Annotated in this window: 20 protein-coding genes, 1 tRNA gene and 4 pseudogenes; 8 read left to right on the forward strand and 17 right to left on the reverse strand. The window is 58.9% G+C overall.

All coding sequences use genetic code 11. From position 1 onward, the window contains the following. Positions 1-39 precede the first annotated feature (39 nt). Both C7449_RS21220 and C7449_RS22270 read left to right on the forward strand, forming a co-directional pair. Complete coding sequence (locus C7449_RS21220) at positions 40-279, forward strand: dihydrofolate reductase family protein (protein ID WP_108004897.1); 240 nt, start codon at positions 40-42, stop codon at positions 277-279. A 107-nt stretch (positions 280-386) separates the two neighbouring features. Continuing rightward, positions 387-578, forward strand: coding sequence for a TetR/AcrR family transcriptional regulator (locus C7449_RS22270; protein WP_245414475.1), 192 nt, complete (start codon positions 387-389; stop codon positions 576-578). Between the two features lie 871 nt (positions 579-1,449). Here the strand turns inward: C7449_RS22270 and C7449_RS21230 are convergent. The 3 genes from C7449_RS21230 to C7449_RS21240 all read right to left on the reverse strand — a co-directional run bounded on the left by C7449_RS21230 (position 1,450) and on the right by C7449_RS21240 (position 3,580). Continuing rightward, on the reverse strand, positions 1,450-2,070 hold the full coding sequence (locus tag C7449_RS21230) for a YdeI/OmpD-associated family protein (protein WP_108004898.1): 621 nt from the start codon (positions 2,068-2,070) through the stop codon (positions 1,450-1,452). A gap of 781 nt (positions 2,071-2,851) precedes the next feature. Next, positions 2,852-3,037 (reverse strand): hypothetical protein, encoded by a 186-nt coding sequence (locus C7449_RS21235; RefSeq protein ID WP_108004899.1) that lies wholly within the window; start codon positions 3,035-3,037, stop codon positions 2,852-2,854. A gap of 75 nt (positions 3,038-3,112) precedes the next feature. After that, a complete protein-coding gene (locus C7449_RS21240) occupies positions 3,113-3,580 on the reverse strand; it encodes a BA14K family protein (protein WP_108004900.1) in 468 nt (155 codons plus the stop codon). 261 nt (positions 3,581-3,841) lie between these two features. Here C7449_RS21240 and C7449_RS21245 point away from each other — a divergent pair, with 261 nt between their 5' ends. Continuing rightward, positions 3,842-4,237, forward strand: coding sequence for a PRC-barrel domain-containing protein (locus C7449_RS21245; protein WP_108004901.1), 396 nt, complete (start codon positions 3,842-3,844; stop codon positions 4,235-4,237). Between the two features lie 136 nt (positions 4,238-4,373). Continuing rightward, the gene (locus C7449_RS21250) at positions 4,374-4,679 is read left to right on the forward strand and encodes a hypothetical protein (RefSeq protein WP_170115984.1); all 306 of its coding nucleotides are present in this window, start codon (positions 4,374-4,376) and stop codon (positions 4,677-4,679) included. 118 nt (positions 4,680-4,797) lie between these two features. On the opposite strand, the pseudogene C7449_RS22275 reads toward C7449_RS21250, so the two are convergent. From C7449_RS22275 to C7449_RS21270, 5 genes and pseudogenes are all read right to left on the reverse strand, one after another. Next, positions 4,798-4,962, reverse strand: a pseudogene (locus C7449_RS22275) (IS3 family transposase); the annotation flags it as partial. A 10-nt stretch (positions 4,963-4,972) separates the two neighbouring features. Further along, positions 4,973-5,416, reverse strand: coding sequence for a hypothetical protein (locus C7449_RS21255; RefSeq protein WP_108004902.1), 444 nt, complete (start codon positions 5,414-5,416; stop codon positions 4,973-4,975). A gap of 365 nt (positions 5,417-5,781) precedes the next feature. Beyond that, a complete protein-coding gene (locus C7449_RS21260) occupies positions 5,782-6,558 on the reverse strand; it encodes a molybdopterin-binding protein (protein WP_108004903.1) in 777 nt (258 codons plus the stop codon). Next, positions 6,555-7,400, reverse strand: a complete 846-nt coding sequence (locus C7449_RS21265) for a cytochrome b/b6 domain-containing protein (RefSeq protein ID WP_108004904.1) — start codon at positions 7,398-7,400, stop codon at positions 6,555-6,557. The genes C7449_RS21260 and C7449_RS21265 overlap by 4 nt, the downstream gene beginning before the upstream one ends. Before the next feature lie 75 nt (positions 7,401-7,475). Continuing rightward, positions 7,476-7,739: a pentapeptide MXKDX repeat protein gene (locus C7449_RS21270; RefSeq protein ID WP_108004905.1), complete on the reverse strand. Its 264-nt coding sequence runs from the start codon at positions 7,737-7,739 to the stop codon at positions 7,476-7,478. Positions 7,740-7,899: 160 nt separating this feature from the next. Here C7449_RS21270 and C7449_RS21275 point away from each other — a divergent pair, with 160 nt between their 5' ends. Continuing rightward, positions 7,900-8,448, forward strand: a complete 549-nt coding sequence (locus C7449_RS21275; protein ID WP_108004906.1) for a sigma-70 family RNA polymerase sigma factor — start codon at positions 7,900-7,902, stop codon at positions 8,446-8,448. Further along, positions 8,445-9,089 (forward strand): NrsF family protein, encoded by a 645-nt coding sequence (locus tag C7449_RS21280; protein ID WP_108004907.1) that lies wholly within the window; start codon positions 8,445-8,447, stop codon positions 9,087-9,089. The genes C7449_RS21275 and C7449_RS21280 overlap by 4 nt, the downstream gene beginning before the upstream one ends. Positions 9,090-9,479: 390 nt before the next feature. Here C7449_RS21280 and C7449_RS21285 read toward each other — a convergent pair whose 3' ends face one another. Next, complete coding sequence (locus tag C7449_RS21285; protein WP_108004908.1) at positions 9,480-10,244, reverse strand: slipin family protein; 765 nt, start codon at positions 10,242-10,244, stop codon at positions 9,480-9,482. Then, positions 10,241-11,635, reverse strand: coding sequence for an NfeD family protein (locus tag C7449_RS21290; RefSeq protein WP_108004917.1), 1,395 nt, complete (start codon positions 11,633-11,635; stop codon positions 10,241-10,243). Before C7449_RS21290 ends, C7449_RS21285 begins: the two co-directional genes overlap by 4 nt. Positions 11,636-12,054: 419 nt before the next feature. On the opposite strand from C7449_RS21290, the gene C7449_RS21295 reads away from it, so the two are divergent. Beyond that, positions 12,055-12,510, forward strand: coding sequence for a VOC family protein (locus C7449_RS21295; protein WP_108004909.1), 456 nt, complete (start codon positions 12,055-12,057; stop codon positions 12,508-12,510). 917 nt (positions 12,511-13,427) lie between these two features. Here the strand turns inward: C7449_RS21295 and C7449_RS21300 are convergent. Beyond that, positions 13,428-14,062: pseudogene (locus C7449_RS21300) on the reverse strand (tyrosine-type recombinase/integrase). A gap of 406 nt (positions 14,063-14,468) precedes the next feature. Here C7449_RS21300 and C7449_RS21305 point away from each other — a divergent pair. Continuing rightward, positions 14,469-14,930 carry a DUF1579 domain-containing protein gene (locus C7449_RS21305; protein ID WP_108004910.1) on the forward strand — a complete coding sequence of 154 codons (462 nt, stop codon included), beginning with the start codon at positions 14,469-14,471 and terminating at the stop codon, positions 14,928-14,930. Positions 14,931-16,033: 1,103 nt separating this feature from the next. On the opposite strand, the gene C7449_RS21890 is transcribed toward C7449_RS21305, so the two are convergent. The 6 genes and pseudogenes from C7449_RS21890 to C7449_RS21340 all read right to left on the reverse strand — a co-directional run bounded on the left by C7449_RS21890 (position 16,034) and on the right by C7449_RS21340 (position 18,244). After that, positions 16,034-16,393: a hypothetical protein gene (locus C7449_RS21890; protein ID WP_170115985.1), complete on the reverse strand. Its 360-nt coding sequence runs from the start codon at positions 16,391-16,393 to the stop codon at positions 16,034-16,036. 12 nt (positions 16,394-16,405) lie between these two features. Next, positions 16,406-16,758 (reverse strand): annotated as a pseudogene (locus tag C7449_RS21320) (DUF4365 domain-containing protein); the annotation flags it as partial. A 48-nt stretch (positions 16,759-16,806) separates the two neighbouring features. Next, entirely contained in the window at positions 16,807-17,388 is a 582-nt protein-coding gene (locus C7449_RS21325) for a 3'-5' exonuclease (RefSeq protein ID WP_108004914.1), read from the reverse strand. A 217-nt stretch (positions 17,389-17,605) separates the two neighbouring features. Further along, positions 17,606-17,761: a CGNR zinc finger domain-containing protein gene (locus tag C7449_RS21330; protein WP_146165125.1), complete on the reverse strand. Its 156-nt coding sequence runs from the start codon at positions 17,759-17,761 to the stop codon at positions 17,606-17,608. 39 nt (positions 17,762-17,800) lie between these two features. Further along, a pseudogene (locus C7449_RS21335) lies at positions 17,801-18,145 on the reverse strand (LysR substrate-binding domain-containing protein); the annotation flags it as partial. A 25-nt stretch (positions 18,146-18,170) separates the two neighbouring features. Beyond that, positions 18,171-18,244, reverse strand: a tRNA-Gln gene (locus C7449_RS21340). Between the last annotated feature and the right edge of the window lie 324 nt (positions 18,245-18,568).

Here is an 18,568-nt window from a genome sequence, read left to right on the forward strand (position 1 = left end):
CAACGGCCATTCAAATAGCCAGATCGATGACCTGCTGCCATGGGCCTACGCCGCAAAGCCCGAACTCAAAGCCGTGGCCTGAAAACACCGCTTACAATCATCCAGTCCTTCCTCCGGCAGGGATTGATCAGCGATCTTGTGATCACAAGCGTTCCGGTCCTGCTTGGAGCCGGCCGCCCGCTATTCGGCCCAGTACGGCAGGACATTTCTCTTTCTCATGTGAAGACCCGGGCTTTTCCTTCCGGACTGGTCCAGTCGTCCTACAGAGTGACACCATGACAACACGAGGCCGCGGCAGGCCATCCGGCGGTGGAGATGCCGTCTCTCCTTCAACGATTCTGTCGGAGGCTCTGAAACTCCTCGGGGAAGGGGCCGGAAGCCTGACCATGAGAGCCTTGGCCTCCCGCGTCGGCATCAATCCGATGACGATTTACCACCACTTCCAGGATCAGGACGGTTTGATCAAAGCCCTGGCAGACTTGGTTTATGCGGATGTCGAGGCCCCCAGCGAGGGAGAAACCCGGACTAGGATTGAAAGCCTGTTGATCGATCGAAAGTTCTCCGACATCCAGGCCTGACGCTCTCCATTTTCAACCGACCTGCTGTCTTTCCTGACCATGCGAGGCGCATCACCGAGAGCCTTTCAGACCTGCTGGGCGAACTAGGCCTTCCCCCAGCGCGATCACGACTGTGGACGCACATTCTCGTTGATTACACCCACGGCGCGGCCCTTGCGACAGCTTTAGGTGGCCAGAGCGGGAAAGCCCGTCCAGCCGCGAGCGTCACAGAGGATGACGACTACGAGCGCGCGGTTTCCGAGTTGCTGGACGGCCTTCAAGGATGATGAAGGCCGCCCTCCGGATCGCCGACTCGCAAGGGCGGGCAACCTTTTGGGTCGAAGTACCGAACTCATGCCTCAAAATGCACCGCCACGTTCTCTCGATCTCTGCCCGACTCGACTTAACATTAGGCCGATTATGCGACTGGCGACTGTGGTCACGCATTCTTGGACTGATGCATTTTGACCCATAAAACGGCCTTTTGACCCATAAGTTGTCACGCGCATGCTACCCGCCCCGTGGTGATGTGGACGCGCTCTCTCGGCCCGAGTCGGAACCGTTGGGTTCTCGGCCATAAAACGCCCGTCCGTCCCTCTGAAATGCTCAAGGAAGAAGGATTCGTTCCGGCCACCGGACAAACGGGACCACGTCCAAGAGAACCACTGGCGCAGTACAGGCCGAAGCAGTCGATTCAAGGACTGACTAAGCGTGAGCTGCAGGCAGGTTGCATTTCGAGGTTCATCCTACGATCTCGCCCCATCTGTAGGTCTCGCCCCATCTGTAGGATGGAGAGGGATTGGGCGGCATCAAGACGGGTGGCGAGCGGAAGTTCGAGGCGCAAACCTCAGACGGCTGCCATGCCGACCTTGCGGACATTCGAATCTTCGATTCACCGCTCGGATGCGCCCTTTCCTGCGAGGATACTGTCGCGGATTTTGGCAATGCGTGAAGTTCGCGTTTCGGGCTTCTTTGCCGAGTTAAGATTGATTACATAGCTTTTCTGCCGCCCTGGCGTCAGGTCGTGAAAAGCCTCCGCAAGTTCGGGGTCGGAATCCAAAGCCTCAACCAACTCGTCAGGCAGTTCGATTTCGCGTTCCTCTTTTGATGGTTTGATGCCCGCCTCCGCGTAGCCCATCGCCTCCTTCAGATAGGACAGGATGACCGGCTCCATCTTCGCCACTTGTGCATTGTCCACAAAGCGGATCATGTCGGGGTGCTGCGTGTTCGGCCCCTGCTTTCCGAGCACGCCTTCGGGGTCTTTCAGCAATGCTGCGTTGAAGAAACTCACCCGAAAGTCGGCGCGAAAGGCACCGAGGATCACGATGTTGCGACCTCCATGCATGTAGCACGGATGCGCCCATCTCACCGTCTCAACGAGCCCTGAAGCGAGGCAGATTCGGCGAAGTTCGTTCAGTCCATGCGTCCATTGCCGCGTCGAGCAATCTGGTGTGGCAAAGCGCTCGCAGCGTCCGCATCCTTTCGTAAAGTAGTCCTCGATTTCAGTGATCATTGCATTCCCCTCGCCCAAATAGCCGTCCGTAATTTTGGCCACCAGGTCCCCTTAGCCAGCATGCAGAGCAAGTTGGCTAGGGAAGGAACATACACGCATCCGAGGGCAAGATGAAGCAAGCAGCAACGACCTCCGTTTGCGGTTAACAGCAACCATAGCGGATGTCGGCTTTCGGTGACCTTGAGGGGTTGCCTCAAAGTCCGGACAGACGGGCAAAGCCGCCTGGTGGCTATTCAGCTTCATATGTCCGCTTGGCCGCGAGCTGACCTTGCGGGGCGTTCCCAGGTCGTAAAGTCGAGTTATCATCTTCGAAGAGCTTTAGTCGCGACCGGGACGAACCAGCTCTACATCGGCCTGACTGTTCTTCGGGGTCGCTGAAGACGTCATCACTGGCGATCCCCTGGTCACGTTCGACCAGTCGGTGTTTGCCTTTCTGCAGGGCATCAGGACGAGCGTCGCCGACGCGGTCATGATCGGGATCACCGAGCTTGGCGACCACTGTCGTGCTCGCAGTATCTGCCGCCGTCTTGGTCCTGCTTGCAGCACGTCGGTCTTGGCGGACGGCGGGCTACTTTCTCGGCGCAGTCGTTGGAGCTTAAGCAAGGACGATGCCGGATTGAATGATGCCGCTCCTGCTGCCCAGGTCCTGCAGCCGCCACTTCTCCCGCGATGAGGCGATCCAGTCGCCGTCCCGCCGAACGGCACCCATTGCTCCACGCCTTCACGCTCGACGAAGCGGAGGTAGGCGGTTTCCATCCAGCACCAGGTCAGACGGCCCGCGCTACTTCGCCAGCATCTCCACGGCATCGACTGCGTTCTTGATGATGCGACCGGCTTTGTCGACTGTGTACGGACGGGCACGGTCATTGAGCGCGCCGCCCATTGTCACGACATCAGCCGCGAGAGCGACGGGCAGGGTGACAACGTCAACGGTCGTCTCGACGAGCTTTCCGATAAATCCGAGCATTCGTGTCTCCAGAAACAGAAAACCCGCCGCGGTGAGGCGACGGGCTGATTTGATTGTCTCAAGACCGGGCAGCTATCAGCGGTACGGTGAAACGCAGTAAGCTCTGACCCCAACCTGGGGCACGTAGGTGTTGTCATATGCCCTATAGGTCCGATAACGCATCGAGCACCAATCGATGTGGGCCCTGCTCAAACCAACGCGAGGAGGCGGAGGCGCGGCAACACCCGGGTTGGCAATTGCTCCTCCAATGATGGCGCCGGCGCCGAAGGCTGCCAGAGGATACCACCAACCGTCGTTGTGGCGGCGGTAACCCGGTCGACGATCTCTATAGCCCCGATGACCGTTGTGCCAGCCCTTGCGCGAAGATGAGCGCCGGTAATCACGCCTGTCACGGTCCCTATCGCCACGATACTGAACGTCGAGCACGTCGGTGTTTTGGTTCGCATGCTGCATGGGAGCAAGGTTAAATGGTGCTGCACCGGCGGGCAAAACGCCCGTAAAAGCCGTGAGCGCAGCTAAGACAACAACAGAGAGTTTCTTCATTATCTGCCCTTTCAATTTGCGCTCCTATCATGGGAGCGCAGCTTGAACAGGGCATGAATGGCCACCGAGTACCAGGCGTCACCTTGTCGCCATCAGTCGTGCGCGCTTGTTTCCTGGCACCCCTGCCGAGCAGAGCATCAGCTTGGAGACTGCGGGTTTGAACGTCTTGAGCATGGCACGTTCACGTTTCGCGCAGCCCGGAACCTTTATTCACTTCACGACGTTTTTTCGCATGCCAACCCACTCATCGGAGGGGTCAAAATGCTGCGTGTTCTGATAGTACTTACCGCCACGACATTGATGGGCAGTGTGGCCCACGCTCAGACGGCGGAAACCACGACAACTGAAACTTTCGTCGCCGTCCAGCCAACAGATGTATTGAGCTACAATCTCATCGACCGCGACGTCACCAACAATGCGGGCGATACGATCGGTGAAATCAAGGATTTGGTCATCTCCGGAGGCAACCTCAGCGGTTATATTATTTCCGTGGGCGGATTCCTCGGCATGGGAGAACACTACGTCATGGTCAATCCGAAAGCGGTCAAAATCACCTATAACGAGAACGATAAGAAGTGGACGGCCGTGATGAATGCGACGAAAGAGGAACTGCAAAAGGCTCCGGAATTTAAATACGAAGGTCGCTGGCAACGCTAATGGCTGTTCGGAAATCGACAACCCGCTGCGGTTAGGCGGCAGTGATGCTTGCCTGCCTACAGGGTTATGGTTAGATCTGCCCGACCCCTCGGCGTGGGCTCACGCCAGCTTTCTCTCGGACCGGCAATCGAAACATATGAACGAAAATACCCTCGACACTCTGACTGGCATGTACTTCACGCTCGACGACCCCGACGGCACCTATGGCACTGGCCAGGTAATTCGTCTCGCCACCGAGGGCGTGTATTTCGTCCGTTTCGACGGTAACGAGGTGACACTACCCTTGGAGCTTGTATCCATCGGAGAGATGCTGGAGACCACCGACGAGGAGTACCGGCTCTGGCGGTTCTTCGACACTATCGAAGATCGAGATAAGTGGATCGAATGGCTAGATGCGCCATCAACGCCGAGGGTTATCACACTGGTCAGGCCGACCAAGTAGACCGCCTAGGGACTGATCAGGACGCCCCGAAGGGTGGATGCCCTGGCTAAGCTGTCCTCCGACAGGAAGGTTTTCCATCAGGTGCCATCCACGAACGCAGAATCTGGGCCAACAGCGGGATTAGGTCGTCACGAAGCTTTCGATAGCCGTAAACCTTGCCGCTCTCCTCCCGGGACTTCCGCAGAAGGTCGGTCTGCCGTCTATCGTCGACGGCTCGCTTGCTCAGCGGACCCTCGAGGCAGGCGTAGAACCCGCTGGGATGAATACGCAGGCAATGGCACAACGGAGCCATTCTAGCCGCAGACCCAGACTTCGATCCAATGCCATCCATAGTGCGTCAGCACCTGACGGGGCTGCCAGCAGGAATCGTATGGCGGGTAGGCGTAAGGGGCGAAGCCGATACCCAAGAAGAAATCTTCGTCGTTGTGATCATGGAAGTGACGATGGAAATCCCTGTCGTGGAACCGTCCGAAATCTTCGTCGTGGAACCGCCCAAAATCTTCGTTGTGGAACCGTCGGAAATCCTCGTCGTGGAACCGCCCGAAATCTTCGCGGTGGCCCCCCCCGAAATCTCCGCCGTGGAACCGTTCGCCACCACCGCCGTGGAAGCCGCGAGGGATCCCCATCGGGGCTCCGCCTTGGAATCCGCCGCCGCCGTGCATTGCCGCCATCCCCGGCGCGACGCCCGCGCCTAGGGCGACAGAAGCGACAAGTGCGAAAAGAGCGTTGCGCAACATGTCAGTCTCTCCTGATGTTAACTCGACGGGAGGCAGCTATCGGACTGACTACGCTTGGCGAGCCGCAGCTCTCGCATTCGTGGTATCATCTGCAGCTTGGGATCGGCGATGCCGTTCAATTTCGAGCCCGCCCCCACTGTGGGAGTAGACACCTGCGGCCTGCGATTTATTCGCCGGCGCCTTCATTCTTTCACCCTGCACCCGCTCTTGGCTCGTTCCCGGCCGCGCAGCTATGTCCGCTGTGGGGGCGCATTACGGACGCGGATCGCTGATCGCTCGTGGCCCTGAACGGTGGTCGGTAACTCCACTAGACAAGCTTGTTGCACAGACCGGATCCATGGGCAGAATGCTCGCGCTTTCTGCAACTAGATGCCCGCGTACCACTCGTAACCTCGATCCTCCCAGAAGCCCCCTCTGCCGCGATAGATCTGGGCAAGATCAGCCACCGCTTCGATGCGTGCGAGGTATTTTGCCTGTTTGTACCCGAGCTGTCTCTCGACGCGCAGGCGCAGCGGCGCGCCGTGGGCGACTTCGAGCGCTCTGTTGTTCAATGCATAGGCCAGGATCGTTTGCGGATGGAAAGCATCCACCAGGTCAATGCTTTCGTAGTACCATCCTGCGCCGTCGGTTGCCTGTTCGTACTGGTCGGCGCAATGAAAGACGATGTAGCGCGCCTCCGGCTTCAAGCCCGCGGCGTGAAGCAGCATCCCGAGCGGGACGCCGGTCCATTTGCCGATCGCGCTCCAACCTTCAACGCAGTCATGGCGGGTGATTTGGGTGCGTGACGGCAGCGCTTTCAGTTCGTCGAGCGACAACTGGACCGGCCTTTCGACCAGTCCGCCGATTTCCAGCTTCCAGGTCGAGAACTGACTGTTCATCCAGGCGATGTATCGTGCATTGTCCGGCATGGTGGTGCCATTGGTCCTGAAGACCGGCGAGAGATCGGCTTCTCCGAACTCACGTGCCAACGCCGCATCGCCCAGCAGCAGGCGCTGCGTCTTCATCGTCAGGCCTTCGGCGAGCCTAAGGACGGATTTCGTCAACTCGCTTTCGCTACCCGCATCGCATCCGCTCAGACCCAATGTCGAGGCCGTGACGGTCGCGCCGATCAGAAAACGGCGTCTGGTCAAAAGGCGGTTCATTTCATGTCTCCCGGATGGATGGCGTAGTAACCGGTGATCATCGAGCGGAGATTGTTGATGAAGCCCGAAAGCAGGACCATCGCGACGTGAACGACGACAAAGATCACCAGCGAGATGGCGCAGAGAAAATGCAGGGTTCGGGCGGATTGCCGCCCGCCGAACATATCCACAAGCCACGGCGCGATCGCATCGAAGCCCGGTGACATGGTGAGGCCAGTCGCGATCATCCCCGGCAGCAGAACGAAGATCACTAAGAGGTAGGCGAACTTCTGCAGCGTGTTGTAGCGGCGCGCCCCTTCGCCATGTGGAAAGCGCAACCGGGCATGGTCGATGATTTCGCTCCAGAGGTGCCTTCCGCCAAGTTCCTCGGTGGACGGCAGAAGGTCGCGGCGGAAATGACGGCTGAACAATCCACTGGCCAGATAGATCAGCCCATTGATGACGAAGATCCAGGCGAAGAAGAAATGCCAGCGTCTGCCGGTCGAGAGGTCACGATAGCTCGGTATCGTCAGCCAGGCGGGGAACGCGCGTTCATCGGGGATGCCGTCCACCTGAGACACACCTAGGACGCCGGACGTGTCCAGCGTCAGTGCGCCGATGTGCGTGAGGCCCCTGAGCTGGTTTCCATCCTCCACCGTCTCGATCGAAATGAAGGCGGGATCGTAGTCGGCTCCGTACTTGCCCCAATAGAGGGCCGGATGCGCGTTGAAAATCTGCAGGCCGCTTAGCAGCAGGAACGACATGCAAATGACATTCAGCCAATGCGAAAGCCTCACCGGCAGGGTGTGACGATAGATGAATATGCGCCCGGGCTTGGAGCGGACGTCTACTGTTGTCGTCATGACCGTTGACCCGAAAGTTGCGGTTGCGCTGATGCATGGCCGCGGAGACGCTCGGTTTCGGCGGCCATGTGGACGTTATTTCATAGCGTCGCAGGCCTTCTCCATCTCGGCCTTCTTCATGCTGTCCTTTTCCATGCCGGCCTTGTGCATGCAGTCGGCCTTGGTGCTGGCCGTCGACATGGGATCGGTCCGCATCGCGTCGGTCTTCATCGTATCGGTCTTCATCGTGTCGCTTTGCATGGTGTCTTTTTTCATCGCGTCTTCCGCCCGTATCGGGCTTGCGGCTGAAAAGGCGAGTACGAGAGCGCAAGCGGCGAGACTGGTGATGAATTTCGTCATTGGAGGTTCTCCTCGGATCGTGCGACGTGTCACACCTATCCGTTCGGTTCCTGTGCAGAGACGTTACAATTTCACGCTTATGTGATAGTCCGGGCGGGGCGAGATTTTCAGGCACTGCCTGTAACCGATCGCCGTCTTTGCCGAATGGTAGTGTGACAGCATGACGACCGCACATTCGGAAGACACCCTGAAAAGGCTGATGATGCTATCCCTCGACGGGGACGAGGCGGCGTATAGACGCCTGCTCGGTGCTCTCCGACATCTCCTGGTCGGCTACTACAGCCGGAGAATTGGGGCCGCGACACGCGCCGACATGGAGGATCTGGTACAGGAGACGTTGATGGCGCTCCATGCCCGCAGAATGACGTACGACCTACGGCGGTCGTTTACCGCCTGGTTCTTTTCGATCGCGCGTTACAAGCTGGTCGATCATCACCGCGGCAGGGGTGGGCGAGCGATGATGGAAACGGAACTGGAGGACGATCTTGAGGGCGGCTTCCGGGAGGAAGCACTGACGGCCCGCATGGATGTCGAGCGGCTCCTTGGCGCACTCCCGAAAGCTCAGCAGGATCTGATCCGGCAGGTCAGGCTCGAGGGGCAGTCGATAGCGTTAGCGGCGGATCGAACGGGCCTGTCGGAGTCGGCCGTCAAGGTCAGCATCCATCGGGCCATCAAGGCGCTCGGCGAGAAGTTGCGAGGCGGGACATGAAATCGACAGACGATGTCATCGAAACCCTGGTCAGCGGCCTCGAGCCGACGCCGCGCCATGCGCTCGAGCGTCGATTTGCGCTTGGGATCCTGCCGGCGCTTCTGGCATCGTTGACGTTGATGCTCGTTCTTCTCGGGCCCCGCCCTGACATGGCGCAAGCCCTGACGCTTCCGATCTTCTGGATCAAATGCACCTACAACCTGCTGCTTGCGCTGGCTGCCTTTCTCGCGATGTATCGCCTGGCTCGTCCAGACGGGACGGAGGGGCGGTTTTTCGGCGTCGCCGCCGTTGTTGTCGCGGTCATGCTTGTCGCGGCGATCGTGCAACTTGCCGCATCTCCTCCGGACACGTTTCGAACACTAATCCTTGGGTCCTCGGCGCTTCATTGCCCGCTGCTGATATTCGCGTTTGCGTTGCCGGTCTTGGCTGGAAATATCCTGGCCTTGCGCCGCGCCGCCCCGACAAACCTCAAGCTCGCCGGCTTCGTCTCGGGTCTGGCAGCGGGGGCGAGCGGCGCATGGATCTATTCCTGGTTCTGCACCGAAAACGGCATGCCCTTTGTTCTGATCTGGTACTCCCTGGGAATCGTTTTGTGTGGCGCTGTCGGCAGATGGATTGGCCCGCGACTGCTGCACTGGTAGTGGTGCGGCCAAGCCATGATGGCCATTGCGCTTTTCGGACTCCCGCGCGAACAGCAGACTGACTGCTTTCAGGAATCAAAGCGGGTGGCGTGGACAACCGGAAAGGCGGCGCAAAGCGCAAATAATCCCGGTCTCGGCTGATGGCGGCTTCGGGGCCGAGAGCTGCCGGTCCGCTAATGGTCTTCGGTATATCAGTAGCTGCCATTTCGCTGTCGGCCCCATTTCGGCCATCGCTGATAACTGTGCGCGATGACCGCTTCTGGCGCGATCACGACCTCTTCAGTTGGGCAGGCCATGAGATCAGGCAATGGTTGCCTACTCGCGCATATGCCCTTCCTGAAAGTCGACATCGAGCGCGCAACGAAGGTCAGGCCCTACTCGTAAGTGAACTCACTTTGCGTCGCCAGGCGTCTTGTTGAAAAGGCCGAGCAGGTCGATCGGCAGCGGAAACACCACCGTCGACGAGCGTTCTCCGGAGATGTCGTGCAGCGCCTCGAAATAGCGCAACTGCATCGCCTGCGGCTCCTTGGCCAGCATCTTGCCGGCCTCGACCAGCTTTTGGGCCGCCTGCTGTTCGCCGTCGGCATTGATCACTTTGGCGCGGCGCAGCCGCTCGGCCTCGGCCTGCTTGGCAATCGCCCGGATCATGCTCTCGTTGAGGTCGACATGCTTGATCTCGACATTGGTCACCTTGATGCCCCAGGCGTCGGTCTGCTGGTCGAGAATCTCTTGGATGGCGGCGTTGAGCCTGTCGCGTTCTGCCAGCATCTCGTCGAGTTCATGCTTGCCGAGCACTGAACGCACCGTCGTCTGCGCAAGCTGGCTGGTCGCTGCCATGTAGTCCTCCACCCTGATGATCGCCCGTTCGGGATCGACGATGCGGAAATAGAGCACCGCATTGACCTTCACCGACACGTTGTCGCGCGAAATCACGTCCTGCGGCGGCACGTCCTGCACCACCACGCGGAGATCGACCCTTACCATCTGCTGGACAAAGGGAATGAGGATGATGAGGCCCGGCCCTTTAATCCCGGTGAAGCGGCCGAGTGTGAAAACGACGCCACGCTCGTATTCCCTCAGGATGCGAATGGCGGCGGAGAGAAACAGGACGATGGCGACCGCGAGTATAAGATATGTGATATAGCCGATGATCATTGCCGTTCTCCATCGTTTGGCTTCTCTGCATTTCGCCGCCGGACAGTCAGCACCAGGTCTTTGATCCCGGTCACCTCGGCGCTGTCGCCAATTGCGAGCGGCTCATCGGCCCGTGCTCGCCAGCGCTCGCCCTGGGCAAAGACGTGGCCTTCGTTTCCCGACCAGTCGATGATCTCGACCGGCAGGCCGTTCATCGCCTTTGCACCGACGCGCGAGGGCCTGTGGCGCGCCGCCCAAACATAGCTGCCGGTCAAGAGCGCCAGGCCAAGCGTCAATGCGGCCGCAGTGCCGATAAGGACCCACGACATCTCGAAGCCGGGCCCCTGGACCTTGAGCAGCATCGCAGCCCCCAGAAGGAAGGCGACAACGCCTGCCAGCCCGAGCACCACTGTGGGATTGAAGGCTTCCATGACGAGGAAGGCGATGCCGAGCAGCATCAGCGCCAGCCCGGCATAGTTTATCGGCAGAAGATCGAGTGCATAAAGCCCGAGCAGCAATGCCATGGTGCCGATGACGCCGGGGGCTACCATGCCGGGGCTCGAAAGCTCGAAGACAAGGCCGTAGACGCCGACCAGCATCAGGATCACGGCGACGTTCGGATCGGTGATGACCGACAAGAGCCGGATCAGCCAGCCGGGCTCCAGCGTCTCGACCGGAAGGTCCTTGGTCGCCAGCACCTCCTTCTTGCCGCCAACTTCGACCGTGCGGCCGTCGGCCTGCTGCAAAAGATCGGCGGGGTCACCGGCAACGATCTCGATGACGTGCTGTTGCAGAGCAGCGGCGGCGGACAGGCTGGCTGCATCGCGCACGGCCTTTTCGGCCCAGTCGGCATTGCGCCCCCGCAATTCGGCAAGGGAACGGATCAAGGCGACCGAGTCATTGGTTACCTTCGCCATCATGGCATCGCCACCAGGTTGAGCCGCCTTCTGGTCCTTGCCTCCGTCCTTGTTGTCGCCGCCACCGGGCAAGGTCGGCATGCCGCCAAGTTCGACAGGCGTTGCCGCGCCCAGATTGCTGCCCGGCGCCATCGCCGCCAGATGGGTAGCATAGAGGATGTAAGTGCCGGCACTTGCGGCATGCCCGCCTGATGGCGCGACATAGCCGATGACGGGAATGGGCGACGCCAGGATGTCGGCGATCATGTCGCGCATCGAGGTGACCAGTCCGCCCGGCGTGTTCATCTCGAGGATGACGACTTCCGCGTTGCGCGCGACCGCGGTCTCAAGGCCCTCCTTCAGCTGCCTTGCGCTGGCCGGACCGATGGCGCCATCGATGTCGATGGTCAACGCCAACTTCGCCCGGCCACTCTGCTCGCCGATCGAGGAAGAGAGAGTAAGGGCCGCAGCGGCCACCAGAACCGCAGCGAAGAGGGAAAAACGTGCGAGTTTCACGCTCAAAGCTCCATATACATGATGTGGGTTCGATTTTGCCGAATTCCATCATAGCGGCCTCTCAATGACCCTCATTCGGGTTTTGACAGCGAGATCCGTAAGATGGAACCGAGGAACGCCTCACCGTTGGCTCCCCGGATAGGGGATGATGCGCCGATCGAGACTCGGCGCCACAAGGAACTCTAGGTTGAGACCGCATGGGGGTCGACAGCGGCCAGACCGCTTTCGGGATCAAGACACCAACACGCGGTCGTTCCGCTGACGACCTCATGTTGGTCAACCCCAGGGCCGTTCCTTCAAGCCAACCGGTCGCTCCTTGCTCCATTTCACGGAGCTTTTGCGCCGGGTTCAAAATCAATGTAAACTGACCGACCATTCTGGCGAACGGAGAAATCCGACATCCCGAATTGGAGGCTTCCATGACCCCCGTACAAGTCGAGCAGAAAAGCTATCGGATGCCGCCGCGGGACGGGTTTACCGTCACACACTTTCTCACCGTCGCTGACATTGAACGATCGGCTCAATTTTACGAAACGGTCTTCGGGGGTCGCATTCTGAGCAAAGGCGACAGCCGCGGCGCTCCGGGGTACATCCAGATCGCGAACACGTGGCTCATTGTCAACGTCGGCGGCGGTCCGACACCCGACAAACCATCGGTAACGCTCAGCGTCCCCGCCGATCCCGGTTCAGTCAGCAGCTTTATGAATATCCGCGTTGCAGATATCCAAGCATGCTATGAACTATGGCGAAGTCGAGGAGCAGAGTTTATCACAGAGCCAAAGGACAAATACGGCGAGACACGCTGCTACATTCGCGACCCGGATGGCTATATTATAGAAGTTGGGCAAAGCAAGCCGGATTTCGCTTACGGCTAAACGACACGACACACCCCGGCGACGTGAGGTTCCGGAGGATTGATCCGCAGCGGTCTGCGAGGTCGGCCAGGTTGTTGCAGCGCTGGACACCAACGGACTCCGGCGAGGCGTCTGGGTTCCGGCCCAAATTAGGTGCGGACCTGCATTGAACCGGGCTAACACCTACCAACCGCTACCAACCGCGGCGGGCGTTTGGCAAGAAAGCAGCGTGAGCCACGGAGTCGCCTTGCCCATTGGACCGCAGCATCGCGACCTTGATGACTGGTGCCTTGTGAATGCAGACGGCACACGCCGCCGTGCCGATAGGCCGCCGAGGATAATCGGCTCTTCTGACGGCCCCTTGTTTCGGCATGCCTGGCACCCTAATACCCACGATGGCGCGCCGCCTCATCTCGGACCTTCCGCCGCCATTGGTCGAATGGCCTCGGTGAGTTATAAGCGCAGGCCGCGCCCCAGCGTGCTTTCAGGCAGCAAAAAGGGCGCGGTAAGGTACGCAAAGGGGCCGCAGGCCGACCGTCCGCTGCCAGAACACCCAACACGAAAAGCGGACATCAGAGTTCTTGCCGCCAATGTCTGCGATTGGCCCTAAGCTGCCATTCTCTCGATTTCTTACTCTGCCTTGGGCCACCAGTAGCGGCTGAACACCTAAACCGAAGCCTATCGCCGATGCACGACCTTCTTGAGTTTTTCATCGACGCGTTCAGTTATGGGATAGGCGGCAACCCTTCGAAATCGAAGTTCATGCGATGGGTTGATCGCATAGTCATGGCAATGCTTGCGACCCTAATCGCACTTGTCCTATACCTACTATACGGGCACTGATGTCCGCAAATGGCGCAAAGCCGCTGGGCCGAACTGTGCAAACCGGAAACATTTGTCGGAAGAGGTAAGGGCCCGCGGGGCGCGGCCGCACGAACTCAGATCTCTGTTTGCTCCGCTAGTTCCAGTGCGTCCTCAATGTCCACTCCAAGGTACTTGACCGCATTTTTTTCGATCTTAGTGTGCCCCAACAAGATTTGAATCGCGCGAAGATTGCCTGTCGCCTTGTAGATCATTGCCGCCTTAGTGCGCCGAAGCGAGTGCGTGCCGTAGTCTTCGCGTCGTAAACCAATCGCGGTCACCCATTCGTCGACCAAGCGGGCATACTGGCGAGTACTCAGATGATCGGCATGGTCGACTCGACTGGGAAAGGTGTAGTCGTCAACTGTTCCACCTCGCCGCTCAAGCCATGCAAGCAAACTTGCCCTCACGTCCGCCGTGATTTCGAATTGAACCGGACGGCCGGTCTTTTGCTGCACGACCATGGCTCGGGTTCGGATTTCCATTCCCGTCACGAGGCTTCCGATTTTTATTTTGACGAGATCGCAACCACACAGCTTGCTGTCGATTGCGAGGTCAAACAAGGCGCGATCTCTCATGCGTCCCTCCCGGTCAAGGAAGCAGCGGATCGCCCAAATCTGGCGCTGTTTCAGCGGCTTTTGACGCCGACCCGGCGGCCCGCGTTCCAAGCCGGTCGTCCCAGTGCGCTAGGATCATATTGTGCAATACCCATTTTCGTTCTCCTTTGACCAACAATGGCCGCGAGAAGAACTCATGAGAAAAGTGAGGGGGGCGACAGCGGACCGGCAGCTTCGAGGCTGCTGCAGATCTACAGAAGCGGACCTTCAGACCGGAGCGGGCATCGACGTGATTTGACCCATCCCAGTCGTTCCCGCCGCGCCTGTGAAGGACTGCTGCACGCCGATGTCAGTCGCGGAAGCAATTTTTAGACCTTCCTAAGAGCGGACGTTGTCCATGCGCAGATAACTTCTCAACTCCTTGCTATCCCGCCTCAGCAGACGTCGCGAGTTTCTTTCGGAGAAAGTCTCGAATCATGGCATCTTAAGAAATTGCGTGGCTGAATCCCGAAGTGGACAAGCCCCCCTCCAGGAAGGCTCTCTGGTTCAAAAGGAATTACTATGTCCGGCGCGAGCGACTTCGACTTTCTTCACCGCAATTGGAATGTTCAGCATCGTAAGCTGTCAACCAGGCTCGAGGGGGCAGATGATTGGATTGAGTTCGGCGGCACGAGTTCTACCAGACCGATAATGTCGGGGCATGGCAACATCGAGGATAATGTGATCAATGACCCTGGTGGCGCTTACCGCGCTGCGGCTTTGCGTGCCTTCGATGGTGCCAGCGGACTTTGGCGCATTTGGTGGCTCGATCTGCGCTCCCCCTCGACACTAGGCGTTCCTGTCGTAGGCAGGTTCAACGGAGGCAAGGGTGAATTCATCGCCGACGACACCTGGATCGGGCGCCCGATAAAGGTTCGGTTTGTTTGGCTGAAGGATACCGGCATTGGCCCGCGATGGGAGCAATCATTCTCGCCCGACGACGGGCAAACCTGGGAACTAAACTGGTCTATGCAGTTCAGCTAAGCCAACCTGACGGGTCATATCCAAGCCGAAGTCAAACCGCTATCAACCCGGATACTCCCGCTTCTGATCCGCATCGCCGCGATCGCAACCGAACGACGTCGAACGGGAGCTTCGAGGCAGGACTGCGAACTATGCACGGAGTTTAAACGGTCCGGGGCAGCCCTCCAATCTGGCGATTGCCCATCCTTGATCTCGGAAGGTTTTCACGCACCGTGAAACCTTTGGCGAGCTGCCCTCCAGGTCCTCATCTGACGAAGCGAACCAGAAATTTGCGACGGCCGCTTCGGGGGCGCTTCCGGACAGGCCGTTTTGGGCACCAATCGGGAGATAGCTGCTATTTGTCGCGCGGCAATCAGCATGATCGCTCCAGCCGACTTGAAGGCTTCTCCGAGCCCGTTCCTAAAGGCAGCTCCTGCGGCCCTCGGGCAACCCTTGCGGCGGGCTAGGCCGGAGTTCTGACTAGTCTTTCCCCGCTGGCGAGAACATTAATAGGGAAAGCCATTTCCGGGGGCTCCGTAACCGTTGCCGAGCCCGGCAAGATCGCCATCATCTCGTCATGAAGCCCTGCCCAATCGGTTACCGACTTTCCGCGCAGTTCCTTGGTCGGCATCCCGCTCGGGTTAGGGTTCCAACTTTCCAGCCAGCAGACAAGCGGGCTGAGCGGTATGTCGAGATAACGGAACAGGAGATTGTCTTTATCAACGTCGTTGAACCGGTTTGCGATGTACTCGCGCAACTCGTGATAATGGACCGTCTGGTCGACGACCTCTATCGGCTGCTCCTCCGGTGATGAGCGACAGATGTGTGTCAGTTCGTAATAGTCGAGATAGGGATTGAAGCGGATGGCGAGATGGTGAACGGACCGAAATTTGCGCGATCGCCCACTTGTTCGAAGCTCGAATAGACTTCGATTTGCACATGTGGACGCGCGGTAAGGCTGAGAAACTGGTTGTCATGGACATTTTCGCGCCCTGAAGAGCGGAGATATTCGACGAACCGTCGTCCGTTCGTCGTGAGGACGGCGATGAAGGCGGGGTATTCGAGCTTGGCGTACCGCGAATTGTTGATGTCGGCACTGTCGATAAGCGCGAGATGATGTCTGGTCAGGAGACTGAAATAGCGCGAAAGAAGGGGTAAAGGACCGCACGGTCGAAGGTATACGTGATAGGAACCGCACCCTCCTGGTCCCTAACTGACTTGCGGATGATGTCCGCGAGAAGGCTAGAATGGAACTGCAGCTTGCTGCAAAGACCCCATAGCCCCTCGACAAAGAGATCCAGGGCGCTGACGCTAACCGTCCCGCCACCGCTGCCATCTGTGTACACCAGCGTCTCAAGTTCGTGGCGCAACTGCGCGTACTGTTCGTCGCTGTACACGACCAAGTCGAGCCGCCCGTGAAGATAAGTTTCGAACGCGGCGTTGAGCTGGTTGCTCTTCGAAAATTCTATGTAGCTAGCGCCCAACGGATCGTCGCCGCGGGATTCGAGATGGTGGGTGACATCGACCCAGTAAACGCGGCCTTCACCTGGATGGTGCACGAACAGGATGAGCGGTATCGACAGCTCGCGCCAGTAGGCGAGGTCATCACTATCGGATAGAATCTGAAGGAGGTCGATGTCTCCGACCGGATGTAGCTCATGCCCGACTTGATCTGCGCTCCGACGATCTTTCCCGTCGGGAATTCGCCGAGCGCGATCTCGATCGTGCCGTCAACCCCGACATCCTCCTCCAGCAGATTGCGCCAGATGAGGTCGAGCCGGTTACAAGCTTGCTCGACAGCAATGACGCCGGCTCGACCCTGTCGCGCATTTCGCGATCGCTTCTTCATGTCGCCGCCGCCAATCGATAACGCAGAAAAAACTCCACAATTGAAAGCTCATCCGGCCGGCGTATCGGGCAGATTAACACCCATTTCACGCAGGAAACGTGAAGGCTGTTTGCCCCAACCTCGATAACTGTCTGCATAGGACAGGCAAAGCCATTCGCGCGCGCGGTTGATGGCCACGAAGCAATTTCTCCGCTCCTCTTCCATCTCCGGGCTGATCTCTCCAGCTTTGAGACTCTCGAAACTCGGAAGAATGTCCTCTGCGAGACCCACCACATAGACGTGATCGAATTCCTTTCCCTTGGCACCATGAATGGTCATGAGCGTAACCGTATTGTTTCCGACAGGAGCTTCTTTAGAGCGAATTGCCAGTTCCTGAAGGAACTGCTCCAGCGGTGCATCGCGGCCGATGGTCTTGCCGATGCTTTTCACCAAATCGGACCAGGCTGCACGATCTTCAGCAATGTCGCTGGATTCGTCATCTTGTGCGGCAATTTTTGTGAGGACCGCTTCAATAAACGACTTAAATCGTTGGGGCTCTTTTCCGAACTTTGCGGCGAGATCCACGAGGGCCACCGCATCCGGGTTCTCGCTCAGTGCGGCTTTCACCGCGACAGCCCATTCATCGAGCAAGGATCATTCGGTGAGTTTGACCTGCTTCTGGGTCAGAGCGGCATGCAGCTTTTCGAGCATGTTGCGTGTACGGCAATAAACTGAAATATGACTGGCAGCTTTTGGAACTGTGATCGAAGGTAGCCGGCGACCGAAATGGGGGCACAATCAAGTCGTCGAGCCTTGTCGCTGAAGACGTCCGTTTGCGTGCGGTTCGTTTCCCATCAAGATGTTTGGATCAATCGGCTCGCACGGCCCGGAACTTTCGCACCCGGGCATTCGAGCCGCATTTCTTGTCCGAACACCACCGCCTACGGCCGTTGCGCGACTGGTCGAAAAACAGCCATCCTGAGGCGGCCGCCAAAGCCGGTAAGGAGCAGCGTCGCACGACCACCGCGGCAGCGCCGACGCAGTAACGGGCACCGTCTTGCGATTATCCCAATAGTTCAGGAACCCGCTCTGCAATGAAGTCGATGAACGCGCGAACGCGGGGGACCTGGGCAGACATTGGAGGCCAGATAAGCCAGATGCTGCCGCGCTCATCGGTGTAATCTTCAAGGATGGCTTGGAGGCGTCCCGCAGCAATGTCGTCTTTCACGAGATAGCTGGGCGCCTGCACGATTCCGAGGCCACCGAGCGCAGCGGAAGCGATCCCCTCACCATCATTGAGAATGATCCCGGGTTGTATAGGCCTCAGTGGCCTTGCGTCCTTAAAGGCCCAAGTTTCTGGCCGTCCGGTCGTCGGGAATCGATAGTGAATGCAGCAGTGAGCGCCGAGGTCGGAGGGTGTCTGAAAAAGTGGTTGGCTGGGGAACCTGGATTCGAACCAGGACTAACGGAGTCAGAGTCCGTGGGTCTACCGTTAACCTATTCCCCACCAGCGGCCGGCCGACGCGGTCGGGGCCTGTGAGGCGGGCTTATAACCAAAAGGGCGGCGGATGCAAATAGGCCCGGCGAAATTTTTTGCCGGGCACGGATTCCGGTGCGGGGCCGGCGGGCGGGACCGGCGGGCCCGCCGGTCATGGCTCGGCTGCCGCGCTCGCCGGCAGCCGAGCAGGCCCGGCACGGCCGGGGCAGGTCCGCGGGCCGGCGTTGCGGCTAACTCTCGGCGTTGCGGCTAACTCTCGGCGTTGCGGCTAACTCTCGGCGTTGCGGCTAACTCTCGGCGTTGCGGCTAACTCTCGGCGTTGCGGCTAACTCT

This window comes from Mycoplana dimorpha (genome assembly GCF_003046475.1).
Lineage (GTDB): Bacteria > Pseudomonadota > Alphaproteobacteria > Rhizobiales > Rhizobiaceae > Mycoplana > Mycoplana dimorpha.